Consider the following 22,663-nt stretch of genomic DNA (forward strand, 5'->3'; position numbering starts at 1 on the left):
ATCTGACTATGCATTGCATCAAGCAGAACGCAGATCAGCTCTACCGCGTGCGACGTGGCAACGACCAGCCGTTTACGCTGGTCGTCCGCCGCTCGCCCGAGGGCTACGAACTCGGGGAGGGTAAGGGTGAACAGCTCAGCCCTGAGGAGCTCCACGAGCTGAGCGTTACCATCTATGAGCCCAACTTTGGAGAGGGCTTCACGCCTGACATCCGCACCTTTGGTGATGCTCTAGGATTCGAGCTCCGCCGAGTACACACCGAACGCTACGGTCTGGGCATCTACGAGGTGGAGGTGTCGTTTACCCTCGACGGTGAGGGCGGAAGAACGCTGCGTGCGCCCCTATGCCTTGTCGTCAAGGAGGGCGCGCACATCACCGCTCAGAATCATCAGATAGTCCTCGATCTCGCTCCAATAGCCAAGGGCGACCGAGGCGACCGAGGACAGAGCTCCTACGAGGTCTACCTAGACAACACGGACGATGACCCTAAACTCACGGAGTCCGAGTGGATCGACTCGCTCAAGAGCGCGGCGGCCAAGCTGCGGGAGGCCAAGGAGTACACGGAGGAGGTCGCTCGCGAGGGTTACAGGGGACGGCTTACCAAGTACCAATTTGACCTAACGGACAAGGATCGCTCTATGTGGTTCGCCGTCGCTGTGATATACGGGGAGGGGCAGGATGACCCCAAGCCGAGCTGGGTCGGAAAGGTGATAACTATCCGAGCATCATGCCCCAGAGCTTATCTAGAGTGGGAGGTCTTCCCCTACAGCAACGAGCGAGTAGTTATGAGCGAAGACGTTGTTACGACAAGAGTGACACGCCAAGCTATGTTGAGCCACTCGGCGTCGTCTCACATTTCAAAGCCCGAGGGGAGCAATGGGGAAGGCTTTCGATACGAGAGTGTCTACCTTCGCGGAGGCGAATTGTGGACGGTCTCTGTGTGGGCTGAAGGAGGTGTCCGCGTCCTGGGGATGAAGGACTATCGGACAGCTGAATACGAGGAGCTCAATAGGATGAGGTGGCAGAATGCTGACAACTATCAGCCAGGAGCATACGCCCGTCTGCCGATTGATGGCTATACAGAGCCGTTGTGGCTTGCGCCTCGAGAGTCTCTTAGGGATACGGATAAAGCCGTTACGCTCTGGGACTCGATTGTCGACGATGTGCGAAAGACAGCCGCGAGGACGTTAGAGGGGGCTAAAACGTATGCCAAGTCCTGTGCTCAAGAGGTGCGCGGAGAGGTATCTCTGCTTGGGGAGAAGGTGTCTACTAAGGCGCAGAGCTTTTTGTCAGACACGTGTCCGATAAGCTACAAGGAGGGCGATCTGTGGACACTAACTGCGGACTGGACGACCCACAAGCGCGGCACGGTGCTGATCGCTATCAGGGACTCGCGTGCTGGCATCTACTCTCCCGAGGACTGGGCGGAGCTGTGGCGGTACTCGCAGCTGATCGAGGAGGCCAAGCGCTGGAACATCCATACCCATACGTTCGACCTCACCCAACTCGATCCTAGCAAATACTACGCAGCGGTTATCCATCTTACAGGTACTAAGGGCATCCCATACAAGCAGCCCGCGTATTTTGAGGTCTCGCTGTACGCTGGGCTCGACCCGAGTGTGCCTAAGCCTCCCTACGCGACGCACCCTGATGGCTTTGGCGTAGACTTGCGCTGGAGCGTCAACGCCTCGGGATATGGAGGGCGCAGCGAGGACAGGCTGGTCAGCGGCTACAGCAAGGTCTGGGTGGCTCAGGGAGAGGAGGTCGTGAGCGCACCGAGGCAGCTCACGGCGATGAGTGCCGAGTACGTGTACCTGCGAGGCGGCGGCCGCTACATCGCGGAGGTCAAGTCAGACTATAAGCCCACCTTTGCCCTTGCGACCGAGAGCTGGGCGCTCAAGGGCTACGAGCGACACGTTATCCCCTCCCCAGTCGACAGCATCATGCCACCGAAGAGCGACGTAGAGCGCCTCAGGGATGATATGCGCGAGGGCGACCGCGCCACGCTCGAGGGAGCGAAGAACGTGGCAACTGCCAAGGCTAAGGAGGCGGTAGACGCCCTGCAGCTGGGTGGCGTGCAGCTGCTGCGTGCCCCGTGGTCAACGTCCGAACGCGAGCAGGATGGCGACGCGTATGCTATTAAGTTCGGATTCGAGCTGCCCGCGGGGACGTACACGCTTAGCGGCGATATGGAGGTCAAGCGCAAAGGCAATGGCATGCGCGTTATACCCACGCCGCTAAAGGAGTACTTCGAGGGGCATAGGGACGAGTGGGGGGTATTATCAACCTTCCCCGAGGATGGGCGCTTCATCATGACCTTTACAACCAAGCGATCGTTCGACGGCCTCCTCCTCTACCCCAATCAGTCTTGGGCTAAGCCAGGCGAGCCATCTACGGGCGCGGGGGTCTTCCGCCGCCTCAAGCTCGAGCGCGGCAACAAGCCCTCCGATTGGTCGCTCGCGCCAGAGGACACGGATAACGCAATAACCACCCTACGCACCTCCACAGAGGCCGCTATAGCCGCGCTCGTGCAGCGTGTGGCGGCGCTAGAGGCAGCTAGACAGTCATAACTATGAGAGATACTAAGATACAAGCAATATGGGCAGCGCTGGCTGTGGCCGCGCTCGCCCTGCTGCTCCTGCTCGCGGGCTGCGGCAGGCGCATCGTCACCGTGCCAGTGGAGCGGGTGCGCATAGAGTGGCGAGACAGCCTACGGCGAGACAGTGTCATTATCCGCGAGCGCGACAGCGTCGTAGTCGACCGATACGTCAAGGGTGACACCGTACACGTGGATAGGGTGATCACCCGCTGGCGCGACCGAGAGAGCCACAGCGACGCCTCGGGCGTGAGGGTACGTGTCGATAGCATCCCCGTCGTGCAGGAGGTCATTAAGGAGGTGCCCAGGCACTGGGTCAAGGACGTGCGCGCGGCGGCTCTGTGGTGCTGCCTGCCGCTAGTGGTCGCCGCCCTCGCCCTCTGGCTCCGACGCAGGATCGCATGTAAGTAACTGGCGTAAAATAAGCAAAGAGCCCCGAGGCACAGCGTCCCCACCCAGTAGCCGTACTGAGTGGGGGCGCTGCCTATTCTTAGTCCTCCGACAGTGTCCGTGAGGTGGACGAGACTGCCTCTATCTGGGATATAGGGAGGATAGCCTGCTAAACTCCCGCTCGACGTCCTCGGCGAGGACCTTGGCATATATCTGCGTGGTCTTGATGTTTGTATGCCCCATCATCTTTTGCAGGACGTGCATCGGTACGCCCTGCGCCAGCGTGATAGTCGTAGCAAAGGTATGGCGTGCAACGTGAGAGCTAAGGCCGCGCTTCAGTCCACATATAGCGGCTAAGGCCTTTAGCCTCATATTATATTGCTGAGCGCAGACAATGGGGAGCTTGTACGCATACTTGCGCAGCACCTCCACTGCGGGTGGTAGTAGGTACACGAAGTACTCCGTGCTCGTCTTCTTTCGCTGGTCTCGAAGGTACATCATCCCCCCTCGGTCTTCCACCTTGCTGAAATCGAATCTTGAGAGGTCTGCGTAGGCCAGCCCCGTGTAGCTCTGAAATATAAATAGGTCGCGCGTACGGATCATGACCTCATCGTGTAGCTCGGTGTGCTGTATGGCACTCAGCTCTTCCTTGTTTAGGAACTTACGCCCCTTGCTTTCACCTCGGTGGACCTTGAATCCATCGTAAGGGTTCTTGCTGATGTGCCCATAAGTCATAGCCTCTCGTACATAGATCTTAAGCCGCTTGTGGTAGTTGGCTATGGTCACTTGATGCCTTAGTCCTCGTTCCTTCCTAAGCCATGCGTCGAATTTTGACAAGTTTAGAGGTGTGAGGTCTGAGAATCGTGAGAGCAGATCACTCTGTATTACTGCACCTATTATCACTTTGTGCTGGCGCCGTGTAGCCTCCGACATAGGGCGCTCCTCGATTCGTTGCAGCAGGAAGTCTGTGAACAACTCCATGGAGCAGGTGTCCGATTTTGCGGCCTGCATTATGTCATCAAGGGTGTATTTCACATTTCCACGCTCTTCGAGGTCTCCAAGGACATCGAACACGCGCGCCTCCGCTAGCGCTATGTCTTGGTTGATCTTGCTCGTCCCTTGAACGCGCTGAGCCATGCGGGTCGTCGGATTCCACTGGTCGGCTGTCAGACGGACACCCGTATCTAGGTATCTTTTTCGCCCACCCATTCTCACCTCGATAACGACGGGAGCGGGAATATCCTTCGTGGCGACTTTGCGCCTGTCAAATACTCGGCTGGTGCTTACTTTCTGCATATTGTTGGTTGCTTTGCGCCACTTCCCCACCTCCAGCAAACTTGCGCACGCTATTTTGTGCGTGCGCAAGTTTGTGCGAATAAGAGGTAAAAAATGGCGGTTATACATTTTCTGGTCGTGCAACCAACCAACAATGCAAATCGCTGTTTTATAGCGTATTATCGAAAACCCAACATTAGGGATTTATTTTCTCGGTGACCCAGGAGGGACTCAAACCCTCGACCTTCAGAACCGGAATCTGACGCTCTATTCAACTAAGCTACTGAGCCATGCGCGACTAGGGGAGATCCCCTAGTGACAGCGCTGCAAAGATACGAATATTCGCCCGTCTATCCTAGCGGAGGAAGCTATTATGACGGCGTTCGTGGCCTATCGTCGTCTCGGGGCCATGCCCACTGAAGACGATGGTCTCATCGGGCAGCGGCATGTACTGCGCCTTGATGGCAGCCAGCAGCTGGTCATAATCGCCGTACCAGAAGTCCGTGCGGCCTATCGTACCGAGCAGTAGCGTATCCCCTGAGAGCAGGATCCCCGAGTCCGCCGCGTAGAAGGCGATATGCCCTGGGGCGTGTCCTGGCACGAAGAGCACGCGCAGCGTCTCCCCCCCGAGCTGTATCGTGTCGTCCTGCTCGACCAGCGTATAGCGGCTCTCTGGGACGTCCTCCAGTGGCAGCGGGATGCCGTAGCCCTTGAGCTGGTCGGAGGGCAGCGGGAGCTTCTCGAAGTCTATACGATTGGCGTAGGCTAGGAGCCCAGGCCAGGTACGCAGCACATAGGCTGCTCCCCACACGTGGTCAAAGTGCTGGTGGGTGCACAGCAGGAGCTTGGGCTCGAGGCCCTGCTCCTCGATGAAGTCCCTGAGCTGGTCCTCCTCTGAGTGCCGCATGCAGCCTGGGTCGACGATAGCGGCCTCACGGCTCGCCTCATCGTAAAGGACGTAGGTATTCTCTTGTACGGGTCCGAAGGTAAATTGCTTAATCTTGAGCATGATGTAGTGATGGGCTAGGGCGCGGTGCTCCTATCGGCTACGATAGCCGAGGATCTGACGTGCGCGCTCCTTAGCGCTGGAGAAGGTAAAGAGGTCGACGAGCTGATGGGCATTGAAGCCATCGCGCAGGCGCGGGGCCAAGGCCTCCAGCACCGTGAGCTTGTCATCGTCCCAGGTGAAGAGCTGCAGCACACGCCGAGCCTGATCCGTGGTGAAGTAGTTGCGGCGTGCGGCGTCCTGTATGAAGCGGATCTTATCGTCCTTGAAGGGCTTGCGCTGAATATCGCGGATGAATTCGGCGAAGGCCTCCTCCGCACGCTGCGACTCGTACGGGCCATAGCCCCCACCAGGATAGACCTCACCCTGCGGGAGGCGAGAATTAATGATCTGACGTGCGCGCTCCTTGCCGCTGGAGAAGGTGAAGAGGTCTACGAGCTGATGGGCGTTGAAGCCATCGCGTAGGCGTGGAGCTAAGGCCTCCAGCACCGTGAGCTTGTCATCGTCCCAACTGAAGAGCTGCAGCACCCGTCTAGCCTGAGCCGTGGTGAAGTAGTTGCGGCGCGCGGCGTCCTGTATGAAGCGGATCTTATCGTCCTTGAAGGGCCTCCGCTGGATATCGCGGATGAACTCATCGAAGCCCTCCTCTGCACGCCGTGACTCCTCCCGTCCATAGCCGCCCCCAGGAGGAATCGGAACTGATGGAGGGCAGGACTGAAGGATCTTGCGTGCACGAGCCTTATCATCGTCCCAGGAGAAGAGGTCGATGATCCGATGAGCATTAAAGCTATCACGTATGCGTGGAGCTAGGATCCTAAGTACCTTAAACTTCTCGTCATCCCAGGAGAAGAGCCTCAGGACGCGTATGGTCTGCTCTGTGGTGAAGTAGTTGCGCTGCGCTACATCCCGAATGAGACGGAATTTATCCTCGTCGAAGGGCTTACTCTGAATATCGCGGATGAACTGCGAGAAGGCCTCCTCCGCACGTCGCTCCTGCTCGGCCTCGTAGCTCCCCCTCGGGTAGCCACCACCCTGCTGGGGACGGCTCGGATCGGGCGTACCCTCAGGGAGCCTCTCTATCTCTCTACGATTGTCCATGCGTGTGACCCGCCCCTCATTGAAGGAGATCTGCGCGACATAGGTTACGCCTCCCGCATAGAATTCTCTATACTCCCACAGCTCGCTACCATCCGCGGCGAGGCTGCGGGTATTGGGGCGTCCCATCACCTGAATAACTTGCTCGCGGGTCATGCCGCGCTCTATACGCTCAATCCCGGGCTGCGGGCTGTATCCGGTCGCGATGCCACAGGAGCTAAGCCCGAGCACCAAGGCTAGTGGGAGAAGTCTGATGAACTGCTTCATACTGGTAGCTTAACTAAGTGTCGGGGCGGGCAGAGCGCCCTCGGCGTCTCCCCTACCCTGTTGATTCCTTAACGCCAAAGATACGAGGAATCATACAATTCCTAGGCCGCGCGTGAGCGCCCAGTGCCTGGAGCGGACCTGTCAGCCACCTAGTGGCGCGTAGCCCCCCTTAGCTCCAAGGCTTCGTTCCCCTTAGTTCGTCCCTGCCGTGACTGATATCCCTCAGCGCGGCCACTGGCCTCCCTCAGCCTCCTGACGGATATCCCTCAGCGGGCTGACTGATATCCATCAGGACGCTCCCCCTTAGGGAGCAGCTCCGCGCGCCGAGGCTGCGGGAGCGGCTTCGGAGGATTGCGCGGCTTTACTTATATTTGTTCTTGCTACTCCGAAGCACTTAGATGGTATACACCTTGATGCAGCTCTGTAGATCGCGCATTCTACCGATAGATCTCGAGGGGACTTCCCTGTACGCTAGGCCCAGCAGGCCCAGCGCGCCTCCCCCTACGCTACGCTCTGCCCGAGAGGGGCGGCCTAGCGAGCTGGCACAGCCCATCCCGCCGAGGAGCTAAGTAGCATCAGCCCACTATGACAAGAGAAGAATTGATCAAGGAACGCCGCGCCCAGCCCTGGCGTGCCGAGCTACGCAAGGCGACTCCCAATAAAGAACGTATCACCGCACCCCGCACCCCTATGCCTACGCTCGGCCTAGAGGAGCGGCTCAGCGCCTTCCACCACGAGGTCGCTCTAGGCTATACAGCCGAGCTGGCCATGGAGGAGGCACGGCGCTGCCTCGACTGCCCTAGCCCGGGCTGCGTCTCGGGCTGCCCCGTAGGGATCCATATCCCCTCCTTCATCAAGCTCATCGAGCGGGGGGAGTTCGTTGATGCCCTAGGGATCATCCGCGAGACCAGCAGCCTGCCTGCCGTCTGTGGGCGCGTCTGCCCGCAGGAGAAGCAGTGCGAGAGCCAGTGCATCTACACGCTGAGCCTCAAGAAGCCTGCCGTCTCCATCGGTAACCTCGAGCGCTTCGTCGCCGACTACGAGCGTCTGCATCCCGAGGAGGCCAAGCCCTTAGCACCGCCCATGCCCCCCAATGGCCTACGCGTCGCTGCTATCGGCAGCGGCCCTGCAGGGATCTCCTTCGCCACCGATATGGCCAAGTGGGGCTATGAGGTGACGGTCTACGAGGCCGCCGAAGAGCTCGGAGGCGTCCTGCGCTATGGAATCCCCGAGTTCGTCCTCCCCAATAGCATCATCGAGCACGAGCTGGCGAAGCTCCGCCAGCTGGGCGTGCACTTCGTCCCCAGCACCTATGTCGGGGAGGATATCACCGTGCAGCAGCTCCAGGAGGAAGGCTTCGCGGGGATCTTCGTCGGCACAGGCGCTGGCGTGCCCAACTTCATGCATGTCCCAGGCGAAGACCTCAAGGGCATCCACTCAGCCAGCGACTATCTGGCGCGCCTGAACATGATGAGCCCCGAGGAGATCGACGAGGAGAAGCTGCGCTATGCTGGCAAGCGCGTGGCCATCATCGGAGCGGGGAATACCGCCATCGATGCCGTACGCTCGGCGCTGCGTCTCGGTGCCGCGGAGGTGATGATCGTCTACCGCCGCAGCCGTGAGGAGATGCCCGCCCGTGCCGAGGAGCTCCACCACGCCGAGGAGGAGGGAACACGCTTCCTGACGCTGCACAATCCGATTGCCTACCTCGCCGACGAATCGGGGCACGTCGCCCGCATGCGCCTGCAGCAGATGCAGCTCGGCGAGCCCGACGCGAGTGGACGCCGCAGCCCCCAGCCCATAGAGGGCGCTATCGTGGAGCTGGAGGTCGATGAGGTCATCGTGAGCATAGGCTACTCCGCCAGCCCGCTCGTACCGCAGTCGCTGCCCGAGCTCTCGGTCTCCCGCTCGGGGACCATCGTCGTCGATGAGGAGCAGCGCAGCTCCATCCCTACGATCTACGCGGGGGGCGACATCGTACGCGGCCCCGCCACCGTGATCCTCGCCATGGGTGACGGGCGCCGTGCCGCCACCGCGATGCACCGATCGCTGACGGGACGCACCGAGCTGGGCGCCTTGGTCTAAGGCCTCCCCTAGCCGAGCCCACCTAAGCAAAAGCCCCAAGCACTACGCCCCGCTAAGTCTCTAGGCTTAGCGGGGCGTAGTGCTTGAGGCGCAGTGAGGGAGAGGCGCTACTTCTTGTAGATGATGCTCAGCCCATCACGTAGGGGGAGGATGAGGTTCTCCACGCGAGGATCCTCCTGCACGTGGCGGTTGAAGGACAGGATACTCTGCGTCTGGGCATCCGTCGGCAGCGGGTCGGCTACGACCTTGCCATCCCAGAGCGTATTGTCGGCTAGGATGATGGCACCACTAGGCAGATGCGGCAGGAGGAGCTCGTAGTAGTCGAGGTACTGGCGCTTGTTGGCATCGATGTAGACGAGGTCGAAGGCGTAGCGCTCCACCAGCGCCGGCAGCAGCTCGAGGGCATCGCCCAGGTGCAGCTTGATCCGCTCACCCCAGGGCGCCTCTGCGATGAAGCCGCGGATGAAGTCCTCCATCTCATCGTCCGACTCTATAGTGTGCACCTCTCCGCCTGGGGGGAGCACCTCGGCCATGCAGTGCGCCGCATAGCCCGTATAGGTACCGAGCTCGAGGACATAGCGGGCGCCCTTCATGCGGCAGAGCATCTGCAAGAGGCCTCCCTGCAGCGGTCCCGAGAGCATACGCGCCCTGAGGAGCTGCACGTGCGCCTGTCGGGCGAGCCGCTGACGCAGCTCACTCTCGGGCGTCGTATGCGCTAGGATATAGTCCTCGAGGCGCTGCTCTAGGAGCGTCATGCCTGCGTCGTGGGGCTAGGCATACCGAGGAGCTCGCGTATGCGCGCTGCTACCTCCTCCATCTGCCACATAGGCGTGGAGGTGGCGCCACAGATGCCGATGCTCGCCGGCAGCGGCTGCAGCATATCGGCCGTCAGTTCGTCGGGGGAGGAGACGAAGATGCTGCGCTCATTGCCCTTGAGGCAGTAGCTGAAGAGCACCTTACCATTGGAGCTCTTAGCCCCAGCGACGAAGAAGACCAGCTCATGCCGCGAAGCGAAGTCCTGGATATGCGGCATACGATTGGACACCTGGCGGCAGATCGAGTCCTGATACTCGAAGCGAGCCCCCTCCTGCATACGATCACGCAGCGTGTCGATCAGCTCGAGGAAGCCCGTCAGCGACTGCGTCGTCTGGGAGAAGAGCGCCACGGGACGTGCGAAGTCGATCTGCTCGACATCCTCGGGGTACTGCACGATGATGGCCTTGCCCTCCGTCTGCCCGACCAGGCCATTGACCTCAGCGTGGCCCTTCTTGCCGTAGATAACGATCTGCCCTCCGATGGGATCCAGCTCGACGAACTTCTTGCGCACCTTCTTCTGCAGCGCGAGCACCACGGGGCAGGTAGCATCGACGAGCTCGATATTACGCTCGCGTGCCATCTGATAGATCGCAGGCGCCTCACCATGCGCACGGAAGAGGACGCGCTTGCCCTCTAGCTGGCGGAAGGTGTCGTAGTCGATGGTCTGCATGCCCTTGGCCTGCAGGCGGTCGACCTCCTGGCTATTGTGGACGATGTCGCCGAGGCAGTAGAGCTCCTTCTTGTCCTTCTCGAGCTGCTGCTCGGCATGCTTGACAGCGTTGATCACGCCGAAGCAAAAGCCCGACTGCTGGTCTATCTCTATCGTGGGGTAGGTCATATCTAGATGTTGATGGGATGTGTAGGCAGCGGCTACCCTCTACGGGCAAGCGCAGCCTGATAATAGGAATGTAGCAGGGCGTCCTGCTCGGGGATGGTGAGGTGGGAGTTGTCCAGTACCAGCGCATCGGGCGCCTGGGTGAGCGGTGCCACCTCGCGGTGGGTGTCGATATAGTCACGCTCTTGCAGGTTCGCCAGCACCTCCTCCATGGTGATGATGTGGTCGCCTTTGCTGCGCAGCTCCGCCAGTCGGCGCTCCGCACGCACCTGGGGGTCGGCCGTGACGAAGACCTTGAGCTCGGCGTCGGGGAAGACAGCCGTACCGATGTCGCGGCCATCCATGACGATGCCCTTATGCCGCCCCATCTCCTGCTGCTGTGCGGTGAGGAAGCTGCGCACGAAGCTGAGGGCTGCCACGGGGCTTACCTGCGAGGCGACCTCCATAGAGCGGATGGCCTGCTCGACACGCTCGCCATTGAGGTAGAGCTCGGGGCGTGGGCTCTGCTCCGCCAGCCGGAAGGCCAGCTCTAGGTCGCCCAGGGAGCGCTCCAGCGAGGAGGCGTCGATGAGTCCATTCTCGATGAAGCCCTTACGCATGGCCCAGAGGGTGACGCCTCGATACATGGCCCCCGTGTCTACGTAGATATAGCCGATGGCCTCGGCCAGCGTGCGTGCCATGGAGCTCTTGCCGCAGGAGCTGTAGCCGTCGATGGCTACGATGATCTTATCCTTCATTGATTATACTAGCTTGTTGGTCTTCAGCAGGGTGAGGTGATACAAAAGGATCGCCCTGCGCTGCTATAGCCACCAAAGAGGCTAACAGACACAGGGCGAAGAATGTTGCGCGAGCTAAGCGACAAGACGCCAGATGCCCGCCGTGATCATGGTCACGAGGATCCCGAGACCGAGGGGAAGGAAGACGGAGAGCAGTGTCCAGCGTAGGCTGCCTGTCTCCTTGTATATGGTGTAGATCGTCGTGCTACAGGGGTGATGCAGCAGGCAGAAGAGCATGAGGCAGACGCCCGTCATCAGCGTCCAGCCTCCCTGCTGCAGGAGGGCAAAGGTCTCAGCCTCCCCTCCCTCCATCAGGACGCCAGCGCCAGCAGGATCACCACCGCCTAGCACCAGCGTCGTGAGCATGAGCACTGTGGGTATGACGACCTCGTTGGCAGGGATCGCCAGGAGGTAGGCTAGGAGGATGACGCCATTGAGTCCCATCAACATCCCTGGGTAGTCCAGCAGCTGGATGAGGTGTGCGGCGACGCTAGCTCCCCCGATATGTACATTGCACGAGAGCCAGATGAAGGCCCCCGCAGGGGCTGCGAAGACCAGGGCACGCCAGAGGACGATCAGCGTGCGGTCGATGAAGGAGGTGTAGAGCGTGCGCCAGAACTGCGGCGGCCTATAGGGCGGCAGCTCGAGGTGGAAGGTAGAGACCTCCCCGTGCAGCACCGTATGGGAGAGCGCCCAGGAGGCGCCAAACATGACCAGCACGCCCAGCAGCACGATCGCTAGCACCGCGCCGATGCTTGCCAGCCCCGCATAGGCAGGCGGCACGGCCGCGCCGATGAAGAGCGAGGACAGGAGGATGATGGTAGGCCAGCGCCCATTGCAGAGCGAGAAGTTATTGGTGATGATGGCGATGAGGCGCTCGCGCTCGCTGTCGATGATGCGTGTGGAGACGACACCCGCAGCATTGCAGCCGAAGCCCATGCTCATCGTCAGCGCTTGCTTACCATGCGCCCCACTACGACGGAAGAGCTCATCGAGGTTGAAGGCCACACGCGGCAGATAGCCGAAGTCCTCCAGTAAGGTGAAGAGCGGGAAGAAGATCGCCATCGGCGGCAGCATCACCGACACGACCCAAACGGTAGTGAGATAGATACCGTCCGCCAGTAGCCCCGTGAGCCACCAGGGGCTACCGAGCGTGACTAGCGCCGAGCGGAAGAGCGGGTGCACCCGCCCCACCAAAAGGTCACTCAGGAGCGAGGAGGGATAGTTCGACCCGACGATGGTGAGCCAGAAGATCACCCCGAGGAGGAGCAGCATGATGGGAAAGCCCCAGCGACGCGAGGTGAGGATGCGGTCGAGCCGCACGTCCAGCGGCAGGCGTCCCTCGACATGGGCCTGCAGCAGAACCTCGGAGCAAATGCGGTAGGCGTCGGCATAGATAGACTCCGTCCATTGGTCGTGGAAGTTCTCCCCGATCTCGAGGTGCACCTGGCGCGCCAGCTCGAGGAGCTCAGGGGCATCGAAGCGTGCGGTGATCGAGGGATCGTCCTCGATGAGGCGCGTGGCGATCCACCAGCTGTTAGCAACCTCGGGATAGAGCTCCTCGACCTTGGCCTGGAGCTTCGCGACGAGCTGTGCCGTGTGCTCCGGGAGGCTCTGCCCGCGGTAGGGACGGCAGACATACTCACCAAGCGCTACGGCCCGTATCTGTACGAGCAGCTCGGGGATACCCTTGCCCGAGCGGGCACTGGCCCCTATGACAGGGATGCCGAGGCGGCGGGAGAGCGCCTGGAGGTTGATCTCGATCTTATTGCGGCGCGCCTCGTCAAGGAGGTTCACGCAGAGGACGACCTTATCGGTGATCTGCAGCACCTGCAGCAGAAGGTTCATGTTACGCTCCAGGCGGGTGGCGTCAGCGACGATGACCGTGACGTCGGGGCGGTCGAAGAGGATGAAGTTGCGGGCGATCTCCTCGTCCTCGCTCGTCGAGGAGAGGGAGTAGGTACCTGGGAGGTCTACGATCTTATAGCCCTCGCCAGCGTAGTCGAAGGCGCCCTCGGCCTTACCGACCGTCTTGCCAGGCCAGTTCCCCGTATGCTGCTTGAGCCCCGTGAGGGCATTGAAGACGGTGCTCTTACCCGTATTGGGGTTCCCCGCCAGAGCTATGGTATAGCGCGTCTCGGCGAGGTGCTCCCCACGACGCTGCAGGGCAGCAGCCTGTGCGGAGGCAGAGGAGCAGGAGGTATCAGGACTTACTCTTGAGGGCATAGCTTGGGGTCTTGGATAAGGATATAGCGAGCTTGGTCGCGACGCAAGGCGATGGTGGCCCCGCGTACGATGTAGGCCGTAGGATTGCCCAGCGGGCTGCGCATCTCTATGCTGATGTGGCTACCGCGTACGAAGCCGAGGTCCATCAGACGGCGGCGCATCGGTCCACGACAGGAGGGCGAGAGGCCGAGCACCGTGCTGGACTCATCTGGAGCGAGCGTGGAGAGACGCCGCACCTCGGCGGCATGACTCTCCTTGAGCTCCTGCGCAGTCGCCAGCCGTAGGTGTAGCGAGCTGAGGAACTGTACGGGGAGATCATAGGCCTCCCCCTCGTAATAGAGGCGACAGATGCCAGACTCCAGCGTCTGCAGCTGGAAGATGGAGTCGCGCGTCAGGCCTAGATCCGTAAGGTAGTGGTAGGCCTCCACGAGGTCATCCTCGATGTGGAGGACGTAGTACCACGAGCCCGGCTGCAGCGCCTCAAGGGGAAGGGCCTCAGGGAGCTCGGCCTGCACCCCTTCGGCCGTAGGGATGGGATCGCCATGCGGGTCGTAGAGGGGATTACCTAGGAGCGAGGCGATACGCTGGTGCTCGGAGGAGCTGAGCTGGTGCTCCTTGGTATGCGCTAGGCGGTGCCACTCACTAGGCGTGTAGCCCGAGTGCTCCGCCAGATACAGCTCATAGAGGCGGTGGGCACGGATCAGCTCGAGGGCACGCTGCTCCCCACGCTCAGTGAGGGCGAAGGAGTCGGTAGCTAGGTAGCCCTCCTGCCGCAGCTGCTGGAGTAGCTCCGACAGCTCGGGGCCGTGGCGCAGGATGGGGCTAGAGCTGGCCTGCACCCCAGCGGGCTGACGCTGCTGCTCGTAGAGGCTTTTCAGTAGATCCTCGGCCTCGGTATGCCGGACGAGGCGGCGCGGGAGCATCCCCCAGCGCTGCAGCCAGCCGAGCCAATGATGTGCTTGTCGCTTTGTCATCTCTGTAATTATCTATCGGTGCCTAGAGGATCTACACGAGCGCTCATGACCACACAGTCGGGACTGCGTAGCCATGAGCGTAGACGAAGGGAAGAGGGCTAGGGAGGAGCTAGCCGAGGTATGGCTTGAGGGAGGCGCAGTGTATATCGTTGCGCAGCTTGCGTATAGCCTTCTCCTTAATCTGGCGCACGCGCTCGCGCGTCAGATCGTACTTCATCCCTATCTCATCGAGCGTCATCTCGGGGTAGCCGCAGATGCCGAAGAAGCACTTGACGATCTCGGCCTCACGCTCGGTGAGGTTCGTCAGCACCTGGTTGATCTCGCTGCTGAGCGACTCATCGAGCAGTACGCTATCCGTCGAGGGGGTGTCGTCACTGGTCAGTACGTCCAGGAGGCTATTCTCCTCTCCCTCGACAAAAGGGGCATCGACGGAGATATGCCGCCCTGCGACCTTGAGCGTCTCGGTGATCTTGTCCTCGGGGAGGTTAAGCTCCTTAGCCAGCTCCTCGGCCGAGGGGCGGCGCTCGTTCTCCTGCTCGAACTTAGCCAAGGCCTTGGAGATCTTGTTGAGCGTCCCGACCTGATTGAGCGGCAGACGTACGATACGCGCCTGCTCAGCCAGTGCCTGGAGGATCGCCTGGCGTATCCACCAGACGGCGTAGGAGATGAACTTGAAGCCGCGCGTCTCGTCGAACTTCTCGGCCGCCTTGATCAGCCCGAGGTTCCCCTCATTAATGAGGTCGGGGAGGCTGAGGCCTTGGTTCTGGTACTGCTTGGCGACGGAGACGACGAAGCGCAGATTGGCTCGGGTCATCTTATCCAGGGCTCGGCGATCGCCCCGCTTGATCGCCTGGGCAAGCTCTACCTCCTCCTCTATGCTGATGAGCTCCTCGCGACCTATCTCCTGCAGGTAGCGGTCGAGCGAGGCACTCTCTCGATTGGTGATGGACTTCGATATCTTGAGTTGTCTCATAGCGTTCCCTTCTATCTACTGATGGTGAAGTGTCCACTAGATGTCTACATAGCTACAACGCAGGGCTAGGGCCTTTTGTTTGGAGCCGACTCTAGTGGCGCGAGCTCATTGCTTGACTAGCCCCTCGAGGTGCTTGACCTCGGCCTCGAGCTCGGCGATGCGCTCCTGCTGCGCGTGGATCATCTGCTGGTAGGAGTTCAGCTCCTCGGTCTCGATGCTGCTGGGCGCCTGCTCCTCGACGCGGAGGAGTAGGTCGCTCAGGACGTTCATATAGTTATTGAAAGCATCGTAGGGCGAGCTATAGGGGCTGTAGGGATGCCCCCCCCAGTTGATCGTATTCATGTAGTAGAAGTGGTCGGCACTCTGTAGATAGAGCCAGTCCTTCAGGAGGCCGCGGTCCTCGAGGGCGTGGACACGCTCGCCCCACTGGCGGAGTTTCTCGATCACCCCCTGCTGGAGGATATTGCCGTTCCATTCGTTGGTGCTCTTCTCCTCACCCGCCCAGCTAATCGGATAGGCTACCGAGATCAGCCCGACGGGGCGCTGGCTGTCCAAGAGCTGCGAGGGCGTGGCGAAGCCGACGCCGTAGTCGGCGGCGAGCTTGGGCAGGGCACGGAAGAACTCGAAGATCCCCGTCTCTGCACGATTCATCTCCCCGAGTACCTCATAGTTCATATAGAGGAGGGTGAAGTCCTCACCCTCGGGGAGGTGCTGCACACGCCCCAGGAGCTTGTCTGCCGTGACAGGGTATTCGTGAGAGCTGTAGTTGGAGAAGTGGTTCGTCACGAGCTCGCTCAGACCAGCGTTGCGCAGCAGCAGCTTGGTCTCGGGCGAGACGGCCGAGCCGTAGAGGTAGTTGGGGCTCTTCCAGCCGAGGACGTGCTTGGCGCCCTCGGTGATGATGCCCTCGTAGCCTAGAGAGGCGAGCTCTAGAGCGATCTCATCCGAATAGATCAGCTCACTATTACAGAAAACACGGGAGGGCTCGACGCCGAAGAGCTCGCGCAGCTTGGTCTGCTGCATACGCACCTGGTTGCGGAACTCTACGGGATCGTAGAGCGAGGATATAGAGTGCGAATAGGTCTCTGCGACGAACTCCACACGCCCCGTAGCCACAAGCTCCCTGAAGCTCTCGAGGAGCTCAGGCTTGCGGTACTCCATCTGCTCCAGCGCTAGCCCCGAGATCGAGAAGCTGACGTGGAAGTCGGGGTAGGTCTTCAGAAGCTCCAGCAGCATGCGGTTCGCAGGGAAGTAGCAGCTGTCGGTGATGCGATCGAAGACCTCCTCATTGAGGTAGTCATCACTGTAGTAATGGACATTCCCGATATCGAAGAAGCGGTAGCGACGGAGTCGGATGGGCTGGTGTATCTGGAAGCAAAGGCAAATCTTCTTCATAGCTCTAGTGTATAGCGTGTGTCAGAGTTTAGCGTACGTAGCGGTCGTAGATGGCGCGCACCTTGCGCCCAGCGGCCTCCCAGGTGATGCTGTTCACCTCGCGCAGCCCCTCCTCCTTGAGGAAGGCGTGCATCTCGGGGTAAGTGATCAGGGCATAGATGGCGTCGGCCATGGCGTCGATGTCCCAGTAGTCTACCTTGATGGCGTAGTCGAGGATCTCGGCACAGCCCGACTGATAGGAGATGATGGAGGGGACGCCGCACTGCATGGCCTCCAGCGGGGAGATCCCGAAGGGCTCGGAGACCGAGGGCATGACGTAGACGTCGCTGGCCTTGAAGACCTCGTAGACCTGCTGCCCCTTCATGAAGCCCGTGAAGTGGAAGCGGTCGGCGATGTTGCGCTGCGCCGCCAGGCGTATCATCGCATCCATCATATCGCCACTGCCGGCCATGATGAAGCGCACGCCCTGCGTACGCTCCAGCACCTTAGCCGCAGCCTCGACGAAGTACTCACAGCCCTTCTGCATCGTGATACGCCCGAGGAAGGTCACGACCTTATCCTTGACGCCGCGCTTGTCGGGCAGGGCGAGGATGGCGGGCGAGAGGGGCGTGACGGCATTGTGCACCGTCGTCACCTTGGCAGGATCCTGATGGTACTTCTCGATGACGGTACGGCGCGTCAGCTCGCTCACGGTGATGATGTGGTCGGCATGGTTCATCCCGTCCATCTCGATGCCGAAGACCGTGGGGTTGACATTCCCGCGGCTGCGGTCGAAGTCAGTAGCGTGGACGTGTACCACCAGCGGCTTGCCCGTGATCTGCTTGGCATGGATCCCCGCGGGATAGGTCAGCCAGTCATGCGAGTGGATGACGTCGTAGCCCTCACTGCGGGCGATGACGCCCGCCACTATGCTGTAGTTATTGATCTCCTCGAGGAGGTTGTCTAGATACTTGCCCGAGAACTCGAAGCAGCCTAGGTCATTGGTCCTGTAGTGCGAGAAGTCGGCGTAGATATGATCCCGCAACTGGTAGTAGAGCTCGGGCGTCATCTTGCCCGCCAGGCGCTCACGTACGTAGTCGTAGCTCACATCGCGCCACACGACGGGCGTATCTCCTGCGCCGATGATGCGCAGGAAGCTCGTATCCTCATCGCCCGAGGGGCGGGGGATGACGAAGGTAATATCCATATCGCCCTGCGCGGCCATCCCCTTCGTCAGTCCATAGCTAGCTGTGCCGAGTCCCCCGAGGATGTGAGGGGGGAACTCCCAGCCGAACATCAATGCTCTCATTCGTATCGTATCATGGGGAGTGTCTGTGTGTCGTATGCCGCCTGGGCCTGCTTGAGCAGATGCAGCGAGCGCAGGATCTCCCCGACGCTCATGGCGAAGGAGATAGCGCCTCTACCCTTGAAGGGCGGATTGCCGTCGAAGAGCTCGCTGATCGTCCCTACGCCGTGCTCCTGCAGCTCCTCCTCCATCCCGATGAGCGTACGCTCGATGAAGGAGAAGGCGCCACGGCCGTAGAGCTTGAGGTAGGCCTCGAAGTAAGCCCCGAGCAGCCACGGCCATACCGAGCCGTTGTAGTAGGCGCGCTCGCGCTGCAGCTGGGTGCCGTGGCACTGCGGCTGGTAGCCCTCGCTCTTGGGGCTGAGGCTGCGCAGCCCCTTGGGCGTGCGCAGCTCACGGGTGATGATCTCGACGACGGAGCGGCGTGTAGACTTAGGTAGCGGGGAGTACGGGAGCGAGGCGGCGAAGATCATGTTCGGTCGCACGCTCCAGTCCTGAGGATGGTGAGGCAGGACGTAGTCGAAGAGGTAGCCATGCTCGTTGATGAAGGTGCGGCAGAAGCTCGTCTGCACCCGTTCTACCAGCTCCTCGAGCTCGGGCGTCCACCTGCTGGGCAGCACCTCGCGGTAGAAGCAAAGGGCATTATACCACAGGGCATTGACCTCCACGAGGTAGCCCTCACGGCGTACGACGGCCTGCCCGTCGATCTTGGCATCCATCCAGGAGAGGGGCTTGCCATCGCCCAGGATGTAGCAGAGCCCTGTCTCGTCGATACGGAGATTGGGGTGCACATTGCGCAGATAGTAGTGGATCAGCTCGTCGAGGAAGTCCCCGTAGCGGCTGACCATATCGGCAGGGCTCGACCAGGAGGCATACTGCTGCAGCGCCCACACCGCCCAGAGGCCTACATCGGGCTCGTTGATGCCACGTATCTCCTCGGAGATGCTGACCTGGTTCATGAAGTTGCGCAGCTCGGGGATCGCCGTATCCATGATCCTATAGTAGCGCTCGGGCGCGTCGGCATAGATAGAGCAGCCCGGGAGGGCGACGAAGAGGTCACGGGCACGCACCCCAAACCAAGGGTAGCCCGCCAGCAGATAGCCGTGGGTCGCGTCGGGGCGGTAGTAGAACTGTAGGGCCGAGTTGAGCAGGCAGCTACGGAAGTCCTCGCGCACGGTACGCATCGCCAGCTCCTCGTCGAAGAGCTGGGCGAAGCTACGTGGATCCGCCTCATCGAGGCCTGCCGAGAAGTAGATGGACTCGCCGAGCTCGATATCGAGCTCGAAGTAGCCCGGCACGTAGAGATCCTCGGTGTACTCGTAGCCGCGTTCGCGCTCCTTGATGTACTCGATGCGCTCATTCCAGTGCGCGTCGGCGACGAAGCGCCCCTGCTTGGATAGCTGCAGATAGAGTCTCGGGTAGCCTGGGTAGAGGCAGAAGCTGACGCCAGACGTCGCCTCCTGATAGCTACCATCGAGCTGATCATTGCGGTGCGTCAGCATCTTCACGTCGCGGAAGGCAAGGAAGGGACTCAGGCGGAGCGTCGTCTGGCTGTGCGCCTCTAGGAGGGTGTAGCGAATGAGCGCCCTATTGACGTAGTGACAGAAGATGAACTCCTTACGTAGCACGACCCCACCGACGCGGTAGGTCGTCGAGGATACGACGTCGACATTGTACTCACGGATATACTTGTGTCCCTTGGGGCTGAAGACATCGCCCTCATACTCGTGGATCCCAACATTGAAGGGCACCCCGTGCTGCACGATCGTCAGGTCGAGGCTGGAGAGGAGTACGTGATTATTGGGACTGAGTGTAGGGATAGGGACGACGAGCACACCATGGTATTTGCGGGTATTGCAGCCGACGATACTGGAGCAACAGTAGGCGCCCTTTCGATTCGTACGGATGTACTCTCGCTGTGTGGACTCATCCAAGTTAGCCATCAGTCGGCGGTCAAACTTGAGGTAACTCATTCGGTTCTTGTTCGTATAGTGCTCAGCGCCCCTCCCCTACCGTCTAGAGGTAGGGCTGCAGCGCTCAGCAGCTGTGTAATATTCTCCCGCTAAGTTACGAATTAAGATAATGCAAGTCAAGCCAGCCAAGGCGCTGCGCGCCCCAAGCATACAGGGTCGGCGGGAGGCCTCCTCAAGGGGGAGAAGCACCCCCAGCAAAGGGGTGCCGCACCTCTGATCTATCCCCGAGGGCGCTGAGGGATATCAGTCAGCAGCCTCAGGGACGTCCACCAGCGAGCCGAGGGGTATCAGTCAGTAGCCTTGAGAGCTATCAGTCAGCAGCCCTTAGGAATAAGGGGGACGAAGGGGAGGCCTCGCTCTAGCCCAAGCAAGTCACTAGGAGCCCCGCTGCTCGCTGCCGCAGCGCACCCCTTCGAGCCGTGGGCTAGCACGCGCCCCGAGGCCAGAGGGAGCGGCATCGCGACAGGCGTCTGTGCCATTCTGTCACGCCGCTCCTCCTGGCACTCCCTTTGCCTAGAGGACTGCAACTAAGTAATCAACGACATACATCCATTGATAGATCTATGAGCAAGCAAGGAAAAATCGGAGTGACGAGCGAGAACATCTTCCCCGTCATCAAGAAGTTCCTCTACAGCGAACACGACATCTTCCTCCGTGAGCTGGTATCCAACGCTGTGGACGCCAGCCAGAAGCTCCGCGCGCTGGCCAGCGCAGGCGAGTACAAGGGTGAGCTCGGGGAGCTCCAGGTACGCGTGAGCTTCGATCCCGAGGCCAAGACCATCACCATCAGCGACAGCGGGATAGGGATGACGGCCGAGGAGGTAGAGAAGTACATCAATCAGATCGCCTTCTCAGGCGCCGAGGAGTTCCTCGACAAGTACAAGGATGACAAGGTAGCCATCATCGGCCACTTCGGTCTCGGCTTCTACTCCTCCTTCATGGTCTCCAGCCGCGTAGAGATACAGACGAAGTCCTACAAGGAAGGCGCTGAGGCCGTCCACTGGAGCTGTGAGGGCAACCCCGAGTACATCCTCGAGCCAGGCAGCCGCAGCGAGCGCGGTACGGACATCATCCTGCATATCGACAGCGAGAGTGAGGAGTTCCTCAGCAAGGACAGACTGACAGCCCTACTCAATAAGTACTGCAAGTTCCTCCCCATCCCCATCATCTTCGGCAAGAAGCAGGAGTGGAAGGACGGCGCCTACGTGGACACCGACCAGGACAACCAGATCAACGACATCCACCCCGCCTGGACCAAGAAGCCCAGCGAACTGGCGAAGGAGGACTACATCGCCTTCTACCATCAGCTCTACCCACAGACGATGGAGGAGCCCCTCTTCTGGATTCACCTCAACGTAGACTACCCCTTCAACCTCACAGGGATCCTCTACTTCCCCAAGGTCAAGAACCAGATGGAGCTGCAGCGCAATAAGATCCAGCTCTACGCCAGCCAGGTCTTCGTCACCGAGGAGGTCGAGGGCATCGTCCCCGAGTACCTCACCCTGCTGCACGGCGTACTGGACTCCCCCGACATCCCGCTGAACGTATCCCGCTCCTACCTGCAGAGCGACGCCCAGGTCAAGAAGATCTCCAACCACATCGCCAAGAAGGTCGCCGACAAGCTGGACGAACTCTTCCGCAACGAGCGCAGCCTCTTCGAGGAGAAGTGGGAGAGCCTCAAGGTCTTCGTCCAGTATGGGATGCTCTCCGACGAGAAGTTCTACGAGCGCGCCGCTAAGTTCAACCTCCTGACCGACCTCGAGGGTAAGCTCTACACCAGCGAGGAGTACCGCACGCTCACCGAGTCCAGCCAGACGGACAAGGACGGGCAGCTGGTATGGCTCTACGCCAATGACAAGGAGACGCAGTACAGCGCTATCCAGCGTGCTACCGCCAAGGGCTACTCCGTCCTCCTGATGGACGGCCCACTGGATGTCCACGTAATCTCCCAGCTCGAGCAGAAGCTGGAGAAGACCCGCTTCGTACGCGTCGACTCCGACTCCATCGACAAGCTCATCGCCAAGGACGAGCAGCGTGAGGTCTCTCTCTCGGATCAGGAGCAGCAGGCCCTCAGCCAGATCTTCCAGGCACGCCTCCCCCGCGAGGAGAAGCGTAACTACCACGTGACCTTCGAGGCGCTGGGTGAGGATGCCGACGCTGTACTCATCACGCAGGGCGAATTCATGCGCCGCATGCAGGAGATGGCACGCCTCCAGCCGGGGATGAACTTCTACGGTGAGCTCCCCGAGGGCTACAATGTCGTCCTCAACAGCGACCACGCCCTCATCAAGCGCCTCCTAAGCGAGGAGCAGACGAGCGTCGAGCCCAAGCTCGGGACGCTGCGTGAGGAGCTGAAGGCACAGACCGAGCTCGTCGAGGCAGCCCGCACGGTACAGAATGCCAAGAAGGCCGACGAGGTCACGGCAGCTGAGCGAGAGGAGCTCGAGAGCCTGAGCTACAAGCAGGCCGAGCTCGAGGGCAAGATCAACAGCGAGCTCCAGCGTTTCGGGCAGGACACTGCGCTCGTGGGTCAGCTCGTAGACCTGGCGCTCCTAGGTAGCGGCCTGCTGAAGGGCGAGGCACTGGCGCGCTTCATCCGCCGCTCGCAGGAGCTGCTCTAAGCCTAGCCTCCTAAGACACTTAGCCTACCACCCTCCCTCGGGGAGCGTGGTAGGCTAAGTCGTTTTCAGCCGAAA

16 protein-coding genes and 1 tRNA gene are annotated in these 22,663 nt (G+C 60.6%); 4 read left to right on the forward strand and 13 right to left on the reverse strand.

The features are described 5' to 3' along the window. Positions 1-8 precede the first annotated feature (8 nt). On the forward strand, positions 9-2,570 hold the full coding sequence (locus J4862_RS04375) for a hypothetical protein (protein WP_211787922.1): 2,562 nt from the start codon (positions 9-11) through the stop codon (positions 2,568-2,570). A gap of 2 nt (positions 2,571-2,572) precedes the next feature. Next, positions 2,573-3,007: a hypothetical protein gene (locus J4862_RS04380; RefSeq protein WP_211787923.1), complete on the forward strand. Its 435-nt coding sequence runs from the start codon at positions 2,573-2,575 to the stop codon at positions 3,005-3,007. 120 nt (positions 3,008-3,127) lie between these two features. Here J4862_RS04380 and J4862_RS04385 read toward each other — a convergent pair whose 3' ends face one another. The 4 genes from J4862_RS04385 to J4862_RS04400 all read right to left on the reverse strand — a co-directional run bounded on the left by J4862_RS04385 (position 3,128) and on the right by J4862_RS04400 (position 6,629). Next, the gene (locus J4862_RS04385; RefSeq protein WP_211787924.1) at positions 3,128-4,282 is read right to left on the reverse strand and encodes a site-specific integrase; all 1,155 of its coding nucleotides are present in this window, start codon (positions 4,280-4,282) and stop codon (positions 3,128-3,130) included. Between the two features lie 195 nt (positions 4,283-4,477). Beyond that, positions 4,478-4,551, reverse strand: a tRNA-Arg gene (locus J4862_RS04390). A 65-nt stretch (positions 4,552-4,616) separates the two neighbouring features. Further along, complete coding sequence (locus J4862_RS04395; RefSeq protein ID WP_211787925.1) at positions 4,617-5,270, reverse strand: MBL fold metallo-hydrolase; 654 nt, start codon at positions 5,268-5,270, stop codon at positions 4,617-4,619. Positions 5,271-5,300: 30 nt separating this feature from the next. Next, positions 5,301-6,629, reverse strand: a complete 1,329-nt coding sequence (locus J4862_RS04400; RefSeq protein WP_211787926.1) for a DUF4476 domain-containing protein — start codon at positions 6,627-6,629, stop codon at positions 5,301-5,303. Between the two features lie 585 nt (positions 6,630-7,214). Between J4862_RS04400 and gltA the strand changes: the two genes are divergently transcribed. After that, positions 7,215-8,714 carry an NADPH-dependent glutamate synthase gene (gene gltA / locus J4862_RS04405; protein ID WP_211787927.1) on the forward strand — a complete coding sequence of 500 codons (1,500 nt, stop codon included), beginning with the start codon at positions 7,215-7,217 and terminating at the stop codon, positions 8,712-8,714. 107 nt (positions 8,715-8,821) lie between these two features. On the opposite strand, the gene J4862_RS04410 is transcribed toward gltA, so the two are convergent. From J4862_RS04410 to J4862_RS04450, 9 genes are all read right to left on the reverse strand, one after another. After that, the gene (locus tag J4862_RS04410; protein ID WP_211787928.1) at positions 8,822-9,469 is read right to left on the reverse strand and encodes an O-methyltransferase; all 648 of its coding nucleotides are present in this window, start codon (positions 9,467-9,469) and stop codon (positions 8,822-8,824) included. Further along, positions 9,466-10,368, reverse strand: coding sequence for a 4-hydroxy-3-methylbut-2-enyl diphosphate reductase (locus J4862_RS04415; RefSeq protein ID WP_211787929.1), 903 nt, complete (start codon positions 10,366-10,368; stop codon positions 9,466-9,468). The genes J4862_RS04410 and J4862_RS04415 overlap by 4 nt, the downstream gene beginning before the upstream one ends. Before the next feature lie 32 nt (positions 10,369-10,400). Further along, positions 10,401-11,102, reverse strand: coding sequence for a (d)CMP kinase (gene cmk, locus J4862_RS04420; protein ID WP_211787930.1), 702 nt, complete (start codon positions 11,100-11,102; stop codon positions 10,401-10,403). Positions 11,103-11,216: 114 nt separating this feature from the next. Next, a complete protein-coding gene (feoB, locus tag J4862_RS04425; RefSeq protein WP_211787931.1) occupies positions 11,217-13,367 on the reverse strand; it encodes a ferrous iron transport protein B in 2,151 nt (716 codons plus the stop codon). Beyond that, positions 13,352-14,341, reverse strand: coding sequence for a metal-dependent transcriptional regulator (locus tag J4862_RS04430; RefSeq protein ID WP_211787932.1), 990 nt, complete (start codon positions 14,339-14,341; stop codon positions 13,352-13,354). Before J4862_RS04430 ends, feoB begins: the two co-directional genes overlap by 16 nt. A 109-nt stretch (positions 14,342-14,450) precedes the next feature. Continuing rightward, positions 14,451-15,314, reverse strand: a complete 864-nt coding sequence (locus J4862_RS04435; RefSeq protein ID WP_211787933.1) for an RNA polymerase sigma factor RpoD/SigA — start codon at positions 15,312-15,314, stop codon at positions 14,451-14,453. A gap of 105 nt (positions 15,315-15,419) precedes the next feature. Next, positions 15,420-16,709, reverse strand: a complete 1,290-nt coding sequence (locus J4862_RS04440; RefSeq protein ID WP_211787934.1) for a glycoside hydrolase family 57 protein — start codon at positions 16,707-16,709, stop codon at positions 15,420-15,422. A gap of 28 nt (positions 16,710-16,737) precedes the next feature. Then, entirely contained in the window at positions 16,738-17,997 is a 1,260-nt protein-coding gene (locus J4862_RS04445; RefSeq protein ID WP_211787935.1) for a glycosyltransferase family 4 protein, read from the reverse strand. Beyond that, complete coding sequence (locus J4862_RS04450; protein WP_211787936.1) at positions 17,994-19,967, reverse strand: glycogen debranching enzyme N-terminal domain-containing protein; 1,974 nt, start codon at positions 19,965-19,967, stop codon at positions 17,994-17,996. Before J4862_RS04450 ends, J4862_RS04445 begins: the two co-directional genes overlap by 4 nt. Before the next feature lie 563 nt (positions 19,968-20,530). Here J4862_RS04450 and htpG point away from each other — a divergent pair. Continuing rightward, the gene (htpG, locus tag J4862_RS04455; RefSeq protein ID WP_211787937.1) at positions 20,531-22,588 is read left to right on the forward strand and encodes a molecular chaperone HtpG; all 2,058 of its coding nucleotides are present in this window, start codon (positions 20,531-20,533) and stop codon (positions 22,586-22,588) included. The last annotated feature ends 75 nt before the right edge of the window (positions 22,589-22,663 follow it).

It is taken from the genome of Porphyromonas sp. oral taxon 275, assembly GCF_018127745.1.
Taxonomy (GTDB): Bacteria; Bacteroidota; Bacteroidia; order Bacteroidales; family Porphyromonadaceae; genus Porphyromonas.

Excerpts from the sequence above, each read along its gene's own strand:
- J4862_RS04375 (WP_211787922.1), top strand. The coding sequence starts at position 9 with ATGCATTGCATCAAGCAGAACGCAGATCAGCTCTACCGCGTGCGACGT.
- J4862_RS04380 (WP_211787923.1), top strand. The coding sequence starts at position 2,573 with ATGAGAGATACTAAGATACAAGCAATATGGGCAGCGCTGGCTGTGGCC.
- J4862_RS04385 (WP_211787924.1), bottom strand. The coding sequence starts at position 4,282 with ATGCAGAAAGTAAGCACCAGCCGAGTATTTGACAGGCGCAAAGTCGCC.
- J4862_RS04395 (WP_211787925.1), bottom strand. The coding sequence starts at position 5,270 with ATGCTCAAGATTAAGCAATTTACCTTCGGACCCGTACAAGAGAATACC.
- J4862_RS04400 (WP_211787926.1), bottom strand. The coding sequence starts at position 6,629 with ATGAAGCAGTTCATCAGACTTCTCCCACTAGCCTTGGTGCTCGGGCTT.
- gltA (WP_211787927.1), top strand. The coding sequence starts at position 7,215 with ATGACAAGAGAAGAATTGATCAAGGAACGCCGCGCCCAGCCCTGGCGT.
- J4862_RS04410 (WP_211787928.1), bottom strand. The coding sequence starts at position 9,469 with ATGACGCTCCTAGAGCAGCGCCTCGAGGACTATATCCTAGCGCATACG.
- J4862_RS04415 (WP_211787929.1), bottom strand. The coding sequence starts at position 10,368 with ATGACCTACCCCACGATAGAGATAGACCAGCAGTCGGGCTTTTGCTTC.
- cmk (WP_211787930.1), bottom strand. The coding sequence starts at position 11,102 with ATGAAGGATAAGATCATCGTAGCCATCGACGGCTACAGCTCCTGCGGC.
- feoB (WP_211787931.1), bottom strand. The coding sequence starts at position 13,367 with ATGCCCTCAAGAGTAAGTCCTGATACCTCCTGCTCCTCTGCCTCCGCA.
- J4862_RS04430 (WP_211787932.1), bottom strand. The coding sequence starts at position 14,341 with ATGACAAAGCGACAAGCACATCATTGGCTCGGCTGGCTGCAGCGCTGG.
- J4862_RS04435 (WP_211787933.1), bottom strand. The coding sequence starts at position 15,314 with ATGAGACAACTCAAGATATCGAAGTCCATCACCAATCGAGAGAGTGCC.
- J4862_RS04440 (WP_211787934.1), bottom strand. The coding sequence starts at position 16,709 with ATGAAGAAGATTTGCCTTTGCTTCCAGATACACCAGCCCATCCGACTC.
- J4862_RS04445 (WP_211787935.1), bottom strand. The coding sequence starts at position 17,997 with ATGAGAGCATTGATGTTCGGCTGGGAGTTCCCCCCTCACATCCTCGGG.
- J4862_RS04450 (WP_211787936.1), bottom strand. The coding sequence starts at position 19,967 with ATGAGTTACCTCAAGTTTGACCGCCGACTGATGGCTAACTTGGATGAG.
- htpG (WP_211787937.1), top strand. The coding sequence starts at position 20,531 with ATGAGCAAGCAAGGAAAAATCGGAGTGACGAGCGAGAACATCTTCCCC.